Raw genomic sequence first — 13,152 nt, 5'->3', positions numbered from 1 at the left:
CGCCTCGCCGGTGCCGGGTGGTCACGCGGTGCACGGACCGGACGACGGTACGTCAGAAATGGGCCTGTCGGACCGTCACTGGTGCATACTGCCCGACCGGGCCCCCGCCTGGTTGCGGCGGGGGCCCGGTCGGTGGTCCGGCGGGACGGGTCGGGAGCGGTCGGCTCCGGGGATCAGAACGCCGGGATGACGGAGCCCTGGAAGGTGTCGTCGATGAACTTCTTGACCTCGGCGGAGTGCAGCAGCTCGGCGAGCTTCTTCACCCGCGGGTCGTTCTCCTTGCCCTTCTTGACGGCGAGGATGTTGGCGTAGGGGTTGCCCTCGGCCTTCTCCAGCACGATCGCGTCGGTGGCGGGCTTGAGGCCGGAGTCGAGCGCGTAGTTGCCGTTGATGACGGCGGCGTCGACGTCGGCGATGGAGCGGGGCAGCTGGGCGGCCTCCAGCTCCTTCCACTTGAAGTTCTTCGGGTTGCCGGTGACGTCGGCGGGGGTGGCGGCGGTGCCGGCCCCGTCCTTGAGGGTGATGAGCTTGTTGTCGGCGAGCAGCTTGAGCGCGCGGCCCTCGTTGGTGGCGTCGTTGGGCAGGCCGATGGTGGCGCCGTCCGGCAGGTCGGCGATCGCCTTGACCTTCTTGGAGTAGACGCCCAGCGGCTCCAGGTGCACGGCCTCGACGGAGACGATGTCGGTGCCGCGCTTCTTGTTGAAGTCCTCCAGGTACGGCACGTGCTGGAAGTAGTTGGCGTCGGCCGAGCCGTCCTGCACCGCCGTGTTGGGGGTCACGTAGTCGGTGACCTCCTTGACGTTGAGCTTGAGGCCGGCCTTGTCCGCGAGGTTGTCCTTGACGTACTTGAGGATCTGGCCGTGCGGGGTGGGGCTGGCGACGACGGTGAGCGGCGCGTTCGCGTCCGAGGAGGACGAGTCGCCGTTGCTGCCGCAGGCGGCCAGCGAGAGGGCGATGCCGGCGGTGGCGAGGACGCTGGTGAACTTCAGGGCGTTGCGCACGAAAAGTGCCTTTCTGCGTATTGCGGGGAGCCGCGTCCGAGGATCGGACGGGCAAGTCTGCGAGGCGGGAGGCCTGCGGGAGGAGGAGGCCCGGAAGGTCCGGGAGGCCCCGAGGATCTAGGAGGCGACGAGGTCGGTGTCGGCGCGGGGGCGCAGCAGCCTGGTCCGGCCGCCGCCGCGGCCGCGGTTGGCGAGCCGTCGCACGGCGTAGTCGCCGGCCAGCTGGATCACGGTGACGATGATCGCGATCTCGGCGACGATGACCCACATGAAGGCGGTCTCGAAGCGCAGGTAGCCGTAGCGGTAGGCGAGGTCGCCGAGGCCGCCGCCGCCGACGGTGCCGGCCATCGCGGAGTAGCCGATGAGCGCGATGACGGTGGTGGTGACGGAGGCGACGATGCCGGGGAGGGCCTCGGGGACGAGCGTCTTGCGGACCAGGGTCCAGGTGTTGCCGCCCATCGCCTGGACGGCTTCGACCAGGCCGCGGTCGACCTCGCGGACGTTGGTCTCCACGAGCCGGGCGAAGAAGGGGATGGCGCCGACGGTCAGCGGGACGGTGGCGGCCTGCCAGCCGAGGGAGCTGCCGACCAGCCAGCGGGTGAAGGAGAACAGCGCGATCATCAGGATGATGAACGGCAGTGAGCGGGCGAGGTTCACGACCGCGCCGAGCACCTTGTTGACGGGCTGGTTCTGGAGGGCGCCGCCCTTGGCGGTGAGCACCAGCAGCACGCCGAGCGGCAGTCCGAGGACCACGGTGCACACGGTCGACACTCCGACCATCTGGAGGGTCTCCCAGGTGGCGGGCCACATCAGTTCCTGCATCTGGTCCCAGGTCATGCCACCGCTCCGTTCGCCGTTTCGATCACGTCCACCTGGAGGCCCTGTTCGCGCAGGAAGCCGATGGGCACCACGTTGTCGTGCCGCGAGCCGGGCAGTTCGACGCGCATCCGGCCGACCATGCGGCCGGCGATGGTCTCGACGGCGGCGCCGAGGATGTTGATTTCGATCTGGTAGGTGCGGGCGAGCTGGGAGACGAAGGGCTGGGCCGGGGCGTCGCCCTGGAAGGTGATCTCCAGCACGGTGGCGCCGGGGTGGCCGGTGCCGAATTCGCTGAGCGGGAAGAGTTCGCGGGCGAGTTCGGAGCCGGGCCGGGCGAGCAGGTCGGTGAGCGCGCCGGACTCGACCACCCGGCCGCCGCGCATCAGGGCGGCGGAGTCGCAGACGGACTTGATGACGTCCATCTCGTGGGTGATGAGCAGGACGGTGAGGCCGAGCTGTTCGTTGAGGTCGCGCAGCAGTTTGAGGATGGAGCGCGTGGTCTCGGGGTCGAGCGCGGAGGTGGCCTCGTCGGAGAGCAGCACCTTGGGGTCGCCGGCGAGGGCGCGGGCGATGCCGACGCGCTGCTTCTGGCCTCCGGAGAGCTGGCCGGGGTAGCTGCGGGCCTTGTCGGTGAGGCCGACGAGGTCGAGCAGTTCGGCGGCCTTGCGGCGGCGCTGGGTGCGGTCCAGTCCGATGATCTCCAGCGGGAGTTCGACGTTCTGCTGGACGGTGCGGGAGGACAGCAGGTTGAAGTGCTGGAAGACCATGCCGATGCGGCGGCGGGCTTCGCGGAGGTCCTTGCCGGCGCGGTTCTCGCCGCCGGCGAGGGCGGTGAGGTCGACGCCGTCCACGGTCACGGTGCCGGAGCTGGGGCGCTCCAGCATGTTGACGCAGCGGATGAGGGTGGACTTTCCGGCGCCGCTGGTGCCGACGACTCCGTAGACCTCGCCGGGGCGGACGTGGAGGTCGACGCCCGCGAGGGCGGTCACCTCGCGGCCGCGGGATCGGTAGACCTTGGTGAGGTCCGTGGTGGTGATCACAGCTGCTTCCGTGGGTCGGGGGCGGGCGGCGTGCGGAGGTCGCACCGCCGTGCGGTCGGCGACGGGAACGGCGTCGCACCGGGGGGATCCGGACCTGCCACCCCTTGATCGTCGCCGCTGGGCGGCCGGGCCGCGCGACGGCGTGGCCCTTACGAGTCAGTGGACCGCCGGCGGGTGTGCGGGCAGGCCGAAGAAGGGGGTGCGGGCAGGACGGGCGCGTCCGCACGGACGGGAACGACGCCGGGTTTCTCGCTTCGGGGCGCGAGGAGAGGCACTCTCAGCGGGTGCCGGGGGCGGTGGCCCTCAGCGGTGACACATTCGACGGCACATGGCGCTCTCACCTGCCGGCGGGGTGCCGGTGGGGGTCCATTTCGTCGTCGCAGTCATGTGAGCCAGTAAATCAGATGGTTCGAGGAGGTCCCAATTATTTCGCAGCGGCGTCCGCAATGCGGACACTCGTGGCATTGAGCTGGGCGAACGGCGACCGGCGCCGCCTTCGGGAGTCCGAATGATGGCGGCGCCGGTTCGACGGGGCCCGCGCGGGGCGGGCCGGGGCCTCGGGTGACGGGCTTCGGGCGGTGGGCTTCGGGCGGTGGGCTTCAGGCGGTCGCGGCGAGCGGGGCCGCGACGGACTTCTCCAGGTGCACCAGGGTGATCCGGCCGCTGATCTGTTCGACGGTGGTCTGGCGGTAGCCCTGGCGGGCGTAGAGGCGCAGGTTGCCGAGGCTGCGGTGGCCGGTGAAGAGGCGGTAGGAGTTCACCGCGCCGTCCGCGGCGAGGCGGCGCTCCAGGGCCTCCAGCAGTCGGCCGCCCAGGCCGTGGCGCTGCATCCGGGGGTGGACGACCAGGCGCCCTATCCGGCCGACGCCGTCGGGTCCGAGGTGGCCCCGGACGGTGCCGACGATCTCGTCGCCGAGGCGGGCGACGAGCACGTGCCGTTCGGTCAGCTCTTCTCGCAGGCTCTCCAGGGTCTGGGTCAGCGGCTCGATGGCCCAGTCGCCGTAGAGCTCGGCCTCGCTCTGGTAGCCGAGGTACTGGAGCTTGAGGATCTGCTCCGCGTCGTCCGTCCCGGCGGTCGAAATGTTCACGCTCATGCCCATGTGCGGGGGCCTCCCCATCGTTGTACCCGGCGCGCGAGAGGTGAGGGTGACGCACCGGTTGGCTGCCGGAGGGTGTCCCGGCCGGGGATCCGCCCAGACCGGGGGTGGCGCACGAACGTACCAGCCCGCACGGCCCTGGTGGGGCCGTGTCGGCGGCGGCGCGCTCACGGTCAGTATCCGAGCGGGCGCGCCACCGTCAAGAGCCGCGTTCGCCAGCGCCTTACCCGGCTGTCAGCTGATCTCAACCTCGTGGCCGCCGGACGTGGCGAGGGTCACGCCCGGCGGGGCGCGGCGGGACAGGTGCCGGGCGAGGACCGCGCGAGGCCCGGGCGGGGGCGGCGGGGCGCGGGCGGGGAGCGGGCCGGGGGCGGCGGGGCGCGGGCCGGGGGGAGCACCGCCGCCGCTCAGGCGTAGCGCTCGGCGTGCAGCAGGACGCGCAGGCAGGCCAGGCAGCGGGCCCGGGTGGGGCCGATGGAGCCGCGCGGCATGCCGAGGCGGCGGGAGAGCTCGCGGTAGGTCGGCGGCGGGTCCTCGGCGAGGGCGGCCATCAGCTGCGGGCAGCGTCCGGGCAGCGCGGCGACGGCCTCGCGGACGAGGCGGCGGCGCAGCTCGGCGAGGACCTCGTCCTCGGCGGAGGGGACGGACGGGAGGGCGGTGCACATACCGTTCTTGACCGGGTGGGGGCCGTCCCGGTTACGGGTGACCGGTCGCATACGGACGGGAGGGGCGCGGCGGAGTACCCGCCGCGCCCCTCCCCCGTGCCGGGTGGTGGGGGCCGGTCAGCCCGTCACCCACTCCTGCTGGGCGGCGAGGTCGGCCTTGATCTCGCCGAGCTGGACGGCGACGGCGCTGGGCGCGGTGCCGCCGCGGCCGTTGCGGGAGGCGATGGCGCCGTGGACGTTGAGCACCGACCGCACCTCGGGGGTGAGGTGCGCGGAGATGGCGGCGAACTGCTCGTCCGTCAGGTCGGCGAGTTCGATGCCGTGCGCCTCGCACTCCTTGACACAGGCTCCGGCGACCTCGTGCGCGACCCGGAACGGCACGCCCTGCTTGACGAGCCATTCGGCGATGTCGGTGGCGAGGGAGAAGCCGGCCGGGGCGAGCTCCTCCAGCCGCTCGCGGTGCACGGTGAGGGTGGCCATCATGCCGGTGAAGGCGGGCAGCAGGACCTCGAGGGTGTCGCAGGAGTCGAAGACCGGCTCCTTGTCCTCCTGGAGGTCGCGGTTGTAGGCGAGCGGGAGGGCCTTGAGGGTGGCGAGCAGGCCGGTGAGGTTGCCGATGAGCCGGCCGGACTTGCCGCGGGCGAGCTCGGCGATGTCGGGGTTCTTCTTCTGCGGCATGATCGACGAACCGGTGGAGAAGGCGTCGTGCAGCGTGATGAAGCCGAACTCCTTGGTGTTCCAGATGATCACCTCCTCCGCGATCCGGGACAGGTCGATCCCGATCATCGCGGTGACGAAGGCGAATTCGGCGACGAAGTCGCGCGAGGCCGTGCCGTCGATCGAGTTGCCGACCGAGCCGCCCTCGAAGCCGAGGTCGGCGGCGACGGCCTCCGGGTCGAGGCCGAGCGAGGAGCCGGCCAGCGCCCCGGAGCCGTAGGGGGAGACGGCGGTGCGGGCGTCCCACTGGCGCAGCCGCTCGGCGTCCCGGCCGAGGGCCTGCACGTGCGCGAGGACGTGGTGGGCGAAGAGCACGGGCTGGGCGTGCTGGAGGTGGGTGCGGCCCGGCATCGCGGTGTCCGGGTGGGCCTCGGCGAGGCCGACCAGGGCGTGCTGGAGGTCGAGCAGCAGTCCGCCGATGGTCTTCGCGTGGTCCCGCAGGTACATCCGGAAGAGGGTGGCGATCTGGTCGTTGCGGGAGCGTCCGGCCCGCAGCTTGCCGCCGAGGTCGGGGCCGAGCCGCTCCAGCAGGCCGCGCTCCAGGGCGGTGTGGACGTCCTCGTCGGCGACGGTGCCGGTGAAGGTGCCGGCCTCGACGTCGGCGAGCAGCCGGTCGAGTCCGTCGTGCATGGCGGCGAGTTCGTCGGCGGTGAGCAGGCCGGCCTTGTGCAGGACGCGGGCGTGGGCCTTGGAGCCGGCGATGTCGTAGGGGGCGAGGCGCCAGTCGAAGTGCACCGAGGCGGAGAGCCGGGCCAGGGCCTCGGAGGGGCCGTCGGCGAAGCGGGCGCCCCAGAGGCGGACGTCGCCACCGGTGGCGGTCTGGTCGGCGGACATCGCTGGCTCCTTACGGACGTGCGGGAAAGGGGGGTTGGGGGGTGGTCCCGGCCGGCCCCGCGGGAGCGGGGCGCGGCCGGGTCCGGGGCGGCTCAGCCCAGGTCGCGGCGGGCGGCGATCTTCGAGGAGAGGCCGAAGATCTCGATGAAGCCCTTGGACATCGACTGGTCGAAGGTGTCGCCGGTGTCGTAGGTGGCGAGGTTGAAGTCGTACAGCGACTGGTCGGACTTGCGGCCGTTGACGACGGCCCGGCCGCCGTGCAGGACGATCCGGATCTCGCCGGAGACGTGCTGGTTGGCCTCGTTGACGAAGCCGTCCAGGGCGCGCTTGAGCGGGGAGAACCACAGGCCGTCGTAGACCAGTTCGGCCCACCGCTGCTCGACCTGCCGCTTGTAGCGGGCGAGTTCGCGCTCGACGGTGACGTTCTCCAGCGCCTGGTGGGCGGTGATCAGGGCGATCGCGCCGGGGGCCTCGTAGATCTCCCGGGACTTGATGCCGACGAGGCGGTCCTCGACCATGTCGAGCCGGCCGACGCCCTGGGCGCCGGCGCGCTTGTTGAGCTCCTCGATCGCCTGCAGGACGGTGACCTTGCGGCCGTCGATCGCGACCGGGACGCCGGCGTCGAAGGTGATGACCACCTCGTCGGCCTCGCGCGCGGTGGCGGGGTTCTGGGTGTACTCGTAGACGTCCTCGATCGGGGCGTTCCAGATGTCCTCGAGGAAGCCGGTCTCGACGGCCCGGCCGAAGACGTTCTGGTCGATCGAGTACGGGGACTTCTTGGTGGTGGCGATCGGCAGGCCCTTGGCCTCGGCGAAGGCGATCGCCTTGTCCCGGGTCATCGCGTAGTCGCGGACCGGGGCGATGCACTTGAGGCCCGGGGCCAGCGAGTTGATGCCGACCTCGAAGCGGACCTGGTCGTTGCCCTTGCCGGTGCAGCCGTGGGCGACGGTGGTGGCGCCGTGCTTCTGGGCGGCGGCCACCAGGTGCTTGACGATGACCGGCCGGGAGAGGGCGGACACCAGCGGGTACTGGCCCTGGTAGAGGGCGTTGGCCTTGACGGCCGGGAGGCAGTACTCGTCGGCGAACTCGTCGCGGGCGTCGGCGACCTCGGCCTCGACGGCGCCGCAGTCCAGCGCCCGCTGGCGGATGACGTCCAGGTCCTCGCCGCCCTGGCCGACGTCGACGGCGACGGCGATGACCTCGGCGCCCGTCTCCTCGGCGATCCAGCCGATGCAGACGGACGTGTCCAGACCGCCCGAATAGGCGAGTACGACGCGCTCGGTCACGGCTTTCTCCTTCACAACTGTGCGAACAGGCTTACGGCGACAGGCATAAGTATGCACTACTCCGTATGAATCTCAAAACCCTGTGGCGGGGAAGGTTCCGGATACGCCAGTGGGCCCGGTCGGAACCGGGCCCACAGGGCGGTGCGGGGCTGTGCGGGGGCCGTACGAGGACTGCACGGGGGCTTGTGGCGAGGGCTGGGCGGGGGCTGTGCGGGGGGCTACTGCGCCTTCGCCTGGGCGAGCTGCATGAGGTGGTCGGCGAGGGCCTGGCCGCCGGCCGGGTCGCGGCTGATCAGCAGGACGGTGTCGTCGCCGGCGATGGTGCCGATGATCTCGAACACCTCGGCCTGGTCGATCGCCGAGGCCAGGAACTGCGCCGCGCCGGGCGGGGTGCGCAGCACCACCAGGTTGCCGGAGGCGGTCGCGGAGACCATCAGCTCGCCGGCCAGCCGGGCCATCCGGCCCTCGGTGGCGGACTCCCCCATCGGCGCGCGCGGGGTGCGGTCGCCGCCCTCGGCCGGGACGGCGTAGATGAGCGCGCCGTCCCGGTTGCGGATCTTCACCGCGCCCAGCTCGTCCAGGTCCCGGGACAGGGTGGCCTGGGTGACCACGAGTCCGTCGTCGGCGAGCAGCTTGGCGAGCTGGCTCTGCGAGCGCACGGGCTGGCGGGTGAGCAGGTCCACGATCCGCCGGTGGCGCGCGGTGCGGGTCTGCGGGACCTGCGGCGTCGGGCCGGCGGCGGGCTGGCCGGAGTGGGGAACGGTCATGTGATTATTCTCCCGGACTACGCTCGGTTCGCATCGTCCGGGGCGTCCGCCCGCACGGCCCGCAGGACGGCCGGCAGCGCGGCGAGGAAGGCGTCCGCCTCCTGCTCGGTGAGCACCAGCGGCGGGGCGAGGCGCACCGCGTCCGGCACCGCGGCGTTCACCAGGAAGCCGGCCTCCTGGAGGCCCGCCTGCACCTTCGCGGAGACCGGGGCGGTGAGCACGATGCCGAGCAGCAGCCCGGCGCCGCGCACGTGCGAGACCAGCGGGTCGTCGATCGCCTCGACGCCGTGCCGCAGCCGCTCGCCGATCTTGCGGGCGTGCTCCAGCAGCCCTTCGGACCCGATGGTGTCCAGCACCGCGAGCGCGGCCGCCGCGACCACCGGGTTGCCGCCGAAGGTGGTGCCGTGCTGGCCCGGGGTGAGCAGCTCGGCGGCCTCGCCGAAGGCGAGCACGGCCCCGATCGGCAGGCCGCCGCCGAGCGCCTTGGCGAGCGTGACGACGTCCGGCTCGACGCCGTCGAAGGCCTGGTGGGCGAACCAGTGGCCGGTGCGGCCGACGCCGGTCTGGATCTCGTCGAGGACGAGCAGGGTGCCGGTGGCGCGGGTGATCTCGCGGGCGGCCCGCAGATAGCCGTCGGGCAGCGGGACGGCGCCGTTCTCGCCCTGGATCGGCTCCAGGAAGACGGCGGCCGTGTCGGTGGTGACGGCCGCGCGCAGCGCCTCCACGTCGCCGAACGGGACGTGGGTGACGTCGCCGGGCAGCGGGCGGAACGGCTCCTGCTTGGCGGGCTGGCCGGTGAGCGCGAGGGCGCCCATGGTGCGGCCGTGGAAGGCGCCCTCCAGGGCGACCAGGTGGGTGCGGCCGGTCCGGCGGGAGATCTTGAAGGCGGCCTCGTTGGCCTCGGCGCCGGAGTTGCAGAAGAACACCCGTCCGGGGCGCCCGTCGAGCTCCAGCAGCCGTTCGGCGAGGGCGACGGTGGGCTCGGCCAGGAAAAGGTTGGAGATGTGGCCGAGGGTGGCGATCTGCCGACTCACGGCCTCGACCACGGCCGGGTGGGCGGTGCCGAGGGCGTTGACCGCGATGCCGCCGAGCAGGTCGGTGTAGGCCTTGCCGTCGGCGTCCCAGAGGGTGCTGCCCTCGCCGCGGACCAGCGGGATCCGCGGGGTGCCGTAGTTGTCGGTGAAGGCGTGCTGCCACCGCTCGGTCAGCTGGGCGTTGGAAGTCATGCGAGTCCCCCGGTCACGGTCGGTTCGTCGTCGGGCACGACCATGGTGCCGATGCCCTCGTCGGTGAAGATCTCCAGCAGCAGGCTGTGCGGCACCCGGCCGTCCAGCACGCGGGCGGTGCCGACGCCCGAGCGGACGGCGTTCAGGCAGCCCTCCATCTTGGGCACCATGCCGGAGGCGAGGCCCGGCAGCAGTTCCTCCAGCTCGGTGGCGTCCAGCTGGCTGATCACGTCGTCCGAGTTCGGCCAGTCCTTGTAGAGGCCCTCGACGTCGGTCAGCACGACGAGCATCTCGGCGCCGAGGGCGACCGCGAGCGCGGAGGCGGCGGTGTCGGCGTTGATGTTGTAGACGTGGCCGTCGGTGCCGCGGGCGATCGAGGAGACCACCGGGATCCGGCCGTCCGCGATCAGCGCCTTCACCGCGCCGGCCTCGACGTTGACGATGTCGCCGACCAGGCCGATGTCGACCGACTCGCCGTCGACGACCGCGTAGCGCTTGACCGCGGTCATGGTGTGGGCGTCCTCGCCGGTCATGCCGACCGCGAACGGGCCGTGCTCGTTGAGCAGGCCGACCAGCTCGCGCTGCACCTGGCCGGCGAGCACCATCCGGACCACGTCCATGGTCTCCGGGGTGGTGACCCGTAGGCCGTTGGTGAACGAGGACTCCAGGCCGAGCCGGTCCAGCTGGGCGCTGATCTGCGGGCCGCCGCCGTGCACCACGACGGGGTGCAGCCCGGCGAAGCGCAGGAAGACGACGTCCGCGGCGAAGGCGGCCTTGAGCTCGTCGTCGACCATGGCGTTGCCGCCGAACTTGATGACGACGGTCTTGCCGTGGAAGCGCTCCAGCCAGGGCAGGGCCTCGATGAGCGTCATGGCCTTGGGCAACGCGGTGTTGTTCCGGGCCTGTTCGCCCTTGGGTGCGATCTTCACGGTTCTGGTCATCCCCCGGCTCGGGTGGCGGCGTTCGGACGGGTCGGCCGGCGGGCCGGCCCGCCGTCAGGTGGAGTAGGCGCTGTTCTCGTGCACGTAGTCGGCGGTGAGGTCGTTGGTCCACAGGGTGGCGGCGGCCCCGCCGGCGTTGAGGTTCGCGGTGATCACGACCTCGCGCCCGCTCATGTCGACCAGGTCCCGGTCCTCCCCCACGCTGCCGTCGCGGCACACCCAGACGCCGTTGATCGCGACGTCGAGGCGGTCCGGGTCGAAGGCGGCGTCGGTGGTGCCGATCGCGGCCAGCACCCGGCCCCAGTTCGGGTCCTCGCCGTGGATGGCGCACTTGAGCAGGTTGTTGCGGCCGATCACCCGGGCGACGCCGACGGCCTCGTCCTCGGTGGCGGCGCCGGTGACGTCGATCCGGATGTCCTTGCTCGCGCCCTCGGAGTCGCCGATCAGCTGCCGGGCGAGGTCGGCGCAGACCGTGCGCACCGCCTCGTCGAACTCGGCCGGCTCCGGGGCGGTGCCGCTGGCGCCGGAGGCGAGCAGCAGCACGGTGTCGTTGGTCGACATGCAGCCGTCGGAGTCGATCCGGTCGAAGGTGGTGCGGGTGGCGGCGCGCAGCGCGGTGTCCAGGGCGGCCGCGTCGGCGTCGGCGTCGGTGGTGAGCACGACCAGCATGGTGGCCAGGCCCGGGGCGAGCATGCCGGCGCCCTTGGCCATGCCGCCGACGGTCCAGCCGGCCGGGCTGGTGACCTGCGCGGTCTTGTGGACGGTGTCGGTGGTCTTGATGGCGATCGCGGCGGCCTCGCCGCCGGCGGCGTCCAGCGCGGCGGCGGCGGTGGCGACGCCGGGCAGCAGGATGTCCATCGGCAGCCGGACGCCGATCAGGCCGGTGGAGGCGACGGCGACCTCGCCGGCGCTCAGCTTCAGCTCCTCGGCGACCTTCTCGGCGGTGGCGTGGGTGTCCTGGAAGCCCAGCGGGCCGGTGCAGGCGTTGGCGCCACCGGAGTTGAGGACGACGGCGGAGACCGTGCCGCCCTTGAGGACCTGCTCGGACCAGAGCACGGGGGCGGCCTTGACCCGGTTGGAGGTGAAGACGCCGGCCGCGGCGAGCGAGGGGCCGTCGTTGACGACCAGGGCGAGGTCCGGGGTGCCGGAGGCCTTGATCCCGGCGGTGACGCCGGCCGCCCGGAAGCCCAGGGCCGCGGTCACGCCGATGTTCTGGTGGTCGGTCACGGTGCGACTCCGTTCACGGGAAGGCCGAGCTCCTCGGGCAGACCGAGGGCGATGTTCATGCTCTGCACCGCGCCGCCGGCGGTGCCCTTGACCAGGTTGTCGATCGCGCTGATCGCCACGATCCGCCCGGCGGCCCCGTCCAGGGCGACCTGCACCAGCGCGGTGTTGGCGCCGTAGACGCTGCTGGTCTGCGGCCACTGCCCGGCGGGGAGCAGGTGGACGAACGGCTCGTCCGCGTACGCCTCGGCGTAGGCGGCGCGCAGTTCCTCGGCGCCCACCCCCGGCCGGGCCTTCGCGGAGCAGGTGGCGAGGATGCCGCGCGGCATCGGGACCAGGGTGGGGGTGAAGGAGACGCTGACCGGCTCGCCCGCGAGCGGGGTGAGGTTCTGCGCCATCTCCGGGGTGTGCCGGTGGACGCCGCCGACGCCGTAGGCGCTGACGCTGCCCATCACCTCGCTGCCGAGCAGGTGGGTCTTGGCGGCCTTGCCGGCGCCGGAGGTGCCGGAGGCGGCGACCACCACGGCCTCGGGCTCGGCGAGGCCGGCCGCGTAGGCGGGGAACAGCGCCAGCGAGACGGCCGTCGGGTAGCAGCCGGGGACGGCGATCCGGTTGACGCCCTTGAGCGCGTCGCGGTGACCGGGCAGTTCGGGCAGGCCGTAGGGCCAGGTGCCGGCGTGCGCCGAGCCGTAGAACTGCTCCCAGTCGGAGGCAGCCTTGAGCCGGAAGTCGGCGCCGCAGTCGACCACCAGGACGTTCTCGCCGAGCGCCTCGGCCACGGCAGCGGACTGTCCGTGCGGCAGCGCCAGGAAGACCACGTCGTGGTCGGCCAGCACCTCCGGGGTGGTGGGCTCCAGGATCCGGCCGGCCAGCGCCGGCAGGTGCGGCTGGAGCAGTCCCAGCGCGGTGCCCGCGTTGGAGCCGCCGGTCAGCGCCCCGATCTCGACCTCCGGGTGGCCGAGCAGCAGGCGCAGGACCTCGCCGCCCGCGTATCCGCTCGCGCCGGCGACGGCGACTCGCAATGCCATGGCGTTCCTCCTTTGTCGAGGCATGAATATACGCAGTACCGAACATTCATGCAAGGAGCACAGGAGAGCGAACCGAAGACCGAATCGGAAGCCGGAAGCCGGAAGCCGGACCCGCCCAGGACTTGTTAGCAATTTAGCTAATCTGCTAAACAGTCTCCCATGACCGAATCCCACGACGACAGCGGGGTCTTCAAGGCACTCGCCGATCCGACCCGGCGCCAGATCCTGGAGGACCTGCGCGGCGGCGAACTCGCGGCCGGGCAGATCGCGGGCCGGTTCGCGATCAGCGCGCCGTCCGTCTCCCGGCACCTCGGCGTGCTCCGGACGGCCGGACTGATCACCGAACGCCGGGACGGCAACCGGATCCTCTACGCACTGGCCGAGGACCGCCTCGCGGCGTGCGTCGGCCGCTTCCTCAGCGCGGTCTGCCCCGAGCAGATCGTGCTCCGGCACACCAAGTGGCGCCCGGACACCCGGGCCGACGAGAAGGGGACCGAGGCATGACGG

The 13,152-nt window shown here is 72.3% G+C and carries 13 protein-coding genes; 1 reads left to right on the top strand and 12 read right to left on the bottom strand.

Translation table 11 applies throughout. The features are described 5' to 3' along the window. Positions 1-173: 173 nt before the first annotated feature. The 12 genes from IF01_RS0126145 to argC form a co-directional block, all read right to left on the bottom strand. Positions 174-1,001 carry a MetQ/NlpA family ABC transporter substrate-binding protein gene (locus tag IF01_RS0126145; protein WP_030395998.1) on the bottom strand — a complete coding sequence of 276 codons (828 nt, stop codon included), beginning with the start codon at positions 999-1,001 and terminating at the stop codon, positions 174-176. A 117-nt stretch (positions 1,002-1,118) separates the two neighbouring features. Beyond that, positions 1,119-1,838, bottom strand: a complete 720-nt coding sequence (locus IF01_RS0126140) for a methionine ABC transporter permease (protein WP_030395997.1) — start codon at positions 1,836-1,838, stop codon at positions 1,119-1,121. Further along, entirely contained in the window at positions 1,835-2,860 is a 1,026-nt protein-coding gene (locus IF01_RS0126135) for a methionine ABC transporter ATP-binding protein (RefSeq protein WP_030395996.1), read from the bottom strand. The genes IF01_RS0126140 and IF01_RS0126135 overlap by 4 nt, the downstream gene beginning before the upstream one ends. Before the next feature lie 599 nt (positions 2,861-3,459). Continuing rightward, positions 3,460-3,960, bottom strand: coding sequence for a GNAT family N-acetyltransferase (locus tag IF01_RS0126130; protein ID WP_030395995.1), 501 nt, complete (start codon positions 3,958-3,960; stop codon positions 3,460-3,462). Between the two features lie 404 nt (positions 3,961-4,364). Continuing rightward, the gene (locus tag IF01_RS42295; RefSeq protein WP_051741819.1) at positions 4,365-4,622 is read right to left on the bottom strand and encodes a sigma-70 RNA polymerase sigma factor region 4 domain-containing protein; all 258 of its coding nucleotides are present in this window, start codon (positions 4,620-4,622) and stop codon (positions 4,365-4,367) included. Positions 4,623-4,739: 117 nt separating this feature from the next. Beyond that, entirely contained in the window at positions 4,740-6,173 is a 1,434-nt protein-coding gene (argH, locus tag IF01_RS0126120) for an argininosuccinate lyase (RefSeq protein ID WP_030395993.1), read from the bottom strand. 92 nt (positions 6,174-6,265) lie between these two features. After that, positions 6,266-7,459, bottom strand: a complete 1,194-nt coding sequence (locus tag IF01_RS0126115) for an argininosuccinate synthase (RefSeq protein WP_030395992.1) — start codon at positions 7,457-7,459, stop codon at positions 6,266-6,268. Positions 7,460-7,677: 218 nt separating this feature from the next. Beyond that, a complete protein-coding gene (locus IF01_RS0126110; RefSeq protein WP_030395991.1) occupies positions 7,678-8,226 on the bottom strand; it encodes an arginine repressor in 549 nt (182 codons plus the stop codon). A 17-nt stretch (positions 8,227-8,243) separates the two neighbouring features. Next, positions 8,244-9,452, bottom strand: a complete 1,209-nt coding sequence (locus IF01_RS0126105) for an acetylornithine transaminase (RefSeq protein ID WP_030395990.1) — start codon at positions 9,450-9,452, stop codon at positions 8,244-8,246. Then, on the bottom strand, positions 9,449-10,393 hold the full coding sequence (argB, locus tag IF01_RS0126100) for an acetylglutamate kinase (RefSeq protein ID WP_051741821.1): 945 nt from the start codon (positions 10,391-10,393) through the stop codon (positions 9,449-9,451). The genes IF01_RS0126105 and argB overlap by 4 nt, the downstream gene beginning before the upstream one ends. A gap of 54 nt (positions 10,394-10,447) precedes the next feature. After that, positions 10,448-11,602 (bottom strand): bifunctional glutamate N-acetyltransferase/amino-acid acetyltransferase ArgJ, encoded by a 1,155-nt coding sequence (gene argJ / locus IF01_RS0126095; protein ID WP_030395988.1) that lies wholly within the window; start codon positions 11,600-11,602, stop codon positions 10,448-10,450. Between the two features lie 14 nt (positions 11,603-11,616). Continuing rightward, positions 11,617-12,645 (bottom strand): N-acetyl-gamma-glutamyl-phosphate reductase, encoded by a 1,029-nt coding sequence (gene argC, locus IF01_RS0126090; RefSeq protein ID WP_030395987.1) that lies wholly within the window; start codon positions 12,643-12,645, stop codon positions 11,617-11,619. 159 nt (positions 12,646-12,804) lie between these two features. Here argC and IF01_RS0126085 point away from each other — a divergent pair, with 159 nt between their 5' ends. Further along, a complete protein-coding gene (locus tag IF01_RS0126085) occupies positions 12,805-13,149 on the top strand; it encodes a metalloregulator ArsR/SmtB family transcription factor (RefSeq protein ID WP_030395986.1) in 345 nt (114 codons plus the stop codon). Positions 13,150-13,152 lie beyond the last annotated feature (3 nt).

The organism is Kitasatospora purpeofusca, from assembly GCF_000718025.1.
Taxonomy (GTDB): domain Bacteria; phylum Actinomycetota; class Actinomycetes; order Streptomycetales; family Streptomycetaceae; genus Kitasatospora; species Kitasatospora purpeofusca.
Note: the sequence above shows the minus strand (reverse complement) of the source record. Positions and strands in the feature narration are given on the sequence as shown.